The organism is Bartonella sp. DB5-6 (assembly GCF_000278115.1).
In the GTDB taxonomy this organism is placed as follows: Bacteria; Pseudomonadota; Alphaproteobacteria; order Rhizobiales; family Rhizobiaceae; genus Bartonella; species Bartonella refiksaydamii.
Window position 1 is genome coordinate 82,751 of sequence record NZ_JH725121.1, and the last position, 2,816, is coordinate 85,566.

At 39.3% G+C, this 2,816-nt stretch carries 2 protein-coding genes; both read left to right on the forward strand.

Features of this window, described 5'->3' with window-relative positions:
* On the forward strand, positions 1–626 hold a 626-nt coding region (locus MCO_RS07795; protein WP_007553639.1), incomplete at its 5' end, for a BID domain-containing T4SS effector.
* A 312-nt stretch (positions 627–938) separates the two neighbouring features.
* Positions 939–2,285, forward strand: coding sequence for a BID domain-containing T4SS effector (locus tag MCO_RS07800; protein ID WP_007553642.1), 1,347 nt, complete (start codon positions 939–941; stop codon positions 2,283–2,285).
* The last annotated feature ends 531 nt before the right edge of the window (positions 2,286–2,816 follow it).

The following is a 2,816-nucleotide window of genomic DNA, read 5'->3' on the forward strand; positions in this document are numbered from 1 at the left end:
CCCAAAAAGCAGCAGAACCTGTCTATGCAGATATTAACATAGGAGGAAACAAAGGGCGAAACCACCAGCAATCAGCAGAAACTGTCTACGCAGATGTTAACACAGGAAGAACCTCTCCCTCTCCTAGGTCTCCGAAAGATGAAATTACTTCAAAGCTTTTACAAAACACAAACTTCCAATATGGTGTAAGAGAAGTCCAAGAATGGTGCCAAGTTGTTTATGGTAACCCGTATGCTTTGAATAGCCAACTTGCTCAGATTCTTGACAATCCTCAGAAAGGAGAACAGGTCGCACGGGGAGTTGCAGAAAATCCTGAGGGTATAGGTAAGCTTGCTGGTAGAACAGTACTTGGTGTCAAATCCCCACAACGCAGAGAGGCTGAAGATGGTTTTGGCCCCCTTTGTGCAGCTCTTGACAGGCATGTAGCAAATGCACAAAAGCTACACAAAGATTTTACCCGTGAGCAGGCAAGACAACAAGGACATGAAAGAGGAGAAAGTCCAGAAAGAGCACATAAGCATCACCACCATCATCGTGCAGGGGAAGAACGCCATACTTCCCCACAGCGCGAAGTGCAATCACGTAGCAGACATGAAGGTGGGAAAGGAATGGCTTTTGCAATGTAAGTTTACGTAAATTTTTGCCTTTTATCTGATCTTTTAGCGCAATTCATTTTATCGGGATTGCGCTAAAGTTTTTTGTGCCATGTTACGAACAAATTCCATCACAACAGTCCCCATATTTTGTATAACATATTGATAAAATTTCATAAAGAAGCTGTATAAAAAACATAAATATCTATTACGACAACCATAAGTAGCGCAGCGTCTTTAGAGGTCATTCAAATAGGCACCTTTTTTGTATAAAAATTATCAAAGCATAAAGATGGTGGGTGCACCAAAGAGGTTTTCTAAAATAATTTTTGAAAGGAAACATGCATGAAAAAAAATCAACCAACCCCTTCTTCGCACCCCTCAGTAAAAGAACTCATACAACGCTATAAACAAGCTGTCCCAACATCTTCTGCCCCTCAAGCCTTCTATACGCAGGTAGCTCCCCCAAAACCACCTCGCACACAAAAAAAGAATACCGTTACAACTGAAAAGGAGATTGTGTACGCAACGCTTGATTTTTCAACAACACCGCATCACTCCAAAGACAGAGATATTGTGAAGGAGAAAGGGAATGAAACCCTCTACGCAACGGTTGCTTCACAAAAGAAAACAGAAAGAGTGGCTAAAAGAAAGCAAAAAGAAGAAACTTTATATACAACGGTTGCTTCACAAAGAACAGTGAGGTCTCTTTCGGAAAAACAAATTACGCAGATAATTCCACACAATCCATTGGTTAGAATGTATCAAGAACAAATCCAATATTTGTGCCAAACGGTTTATGGAAACAGAAATATTTTGCAGGAAAAGATTGAGCAAATTCAAAAAAATCCCAGTGTATTAGACGGTCTCTCATGGCAAATTACAGCACACCCTGCGAGCATTTCTAAGCTTGCTGGTGTGAGTGTATGTGGCATAAAAAATAGCACCCGTCAACATGCTGAAGATAGCATTACTTCCCTAAGTGGCGCTGTTGATTGTTATATAGAAGCTGTACTATATGCAAGAAAGTGCTTGATGCAATCCCCAGACGCAGAACTAAAGCGTTATGAAAAATCAATGAGCAATGAAGCAATAGCAAAAATCCTGCAAACCCCATATAATTCTGAAAGGGAAAGAGACCCCCTCTCAAATACAGAACTTGCTAACTTAGTTCAAGGAGATCAAACAGTTCAAAGATACCACGCACAAATCCAATATTGGTGTAAAACCGTTTTTGGAAAGCCTCATGTTTTGCAAGAAAAAACTGAAGAGCTGCTTACAAACCCTTCTATGGGAGAAAAGCTAACATGGCAACTTGCAGCACATCCTCAATCTTTTCATAGATATGCCGGTGTCAGTATGTGCGGCTTTAAAAATAGTGCGCGCAAACATGCTGAAGAAGGTCTTTCTTCCCTGATTGAAGCCGTTGATAATTATGCAAATGCTGTAAAACAAATAAAAGAAAACATCGTGCAGCCCCATCAGACAAAACACCAATACCATGTGTCATCCGTCAAGCTAGATAAAAACGTGCAAAAACAGCAAGACTTATCACACCCCTCTAGAAGACATGAACACGTAGCAGAAAATAAGCATGAGGTTGCTGAAACCTCTAGATATGAACACCAAAGAGCAATAGATGTTCGACCACGCAAAACCGCAACACCAAAAGCAGTAGCTTTTGCTAGCTAAGTGCATATAAATTTGAGCTTTTAATCTAACTTCTTGGCGCAAAGCGTTTTATATAAATTGCACCAAGAAGTTTTGTCTAATGTCAAGAAAAAAAATTATCATAATTCTCCCTTTATTTGATACAATCGCCCCTCTTTTTACGCAAACCCCTCTAATTTTGCGCAATTTATTAATAAAATTTCATAAAAAAACTATACAAAAGACATAAAAGCCAATTACGATCCACGCAAGTAGCGAAAAATCTTTTAAAACCATTCAAATTGGCATCCTCCTTTACATAAAAAACTATAAAAAACATAAAGTTGGAGAGCGCACAAGAAAGAGATTTTCTAAAAAATATTGATATTGGGGCAAGCTTGAAAGGAAACATGCATGAAAAAAACACACTCCTCTCCTTCAGTATCTCGTATAGTGGAAGAATTTGAAAGACGCCTTGAACAATCTACTAGATCGTCTCCCTCAAAAAAATCCCCATCCACAATACCTTCTCCACAAAAATCACCCCGCGCAAAAGACAAAGAACAAAGCAAC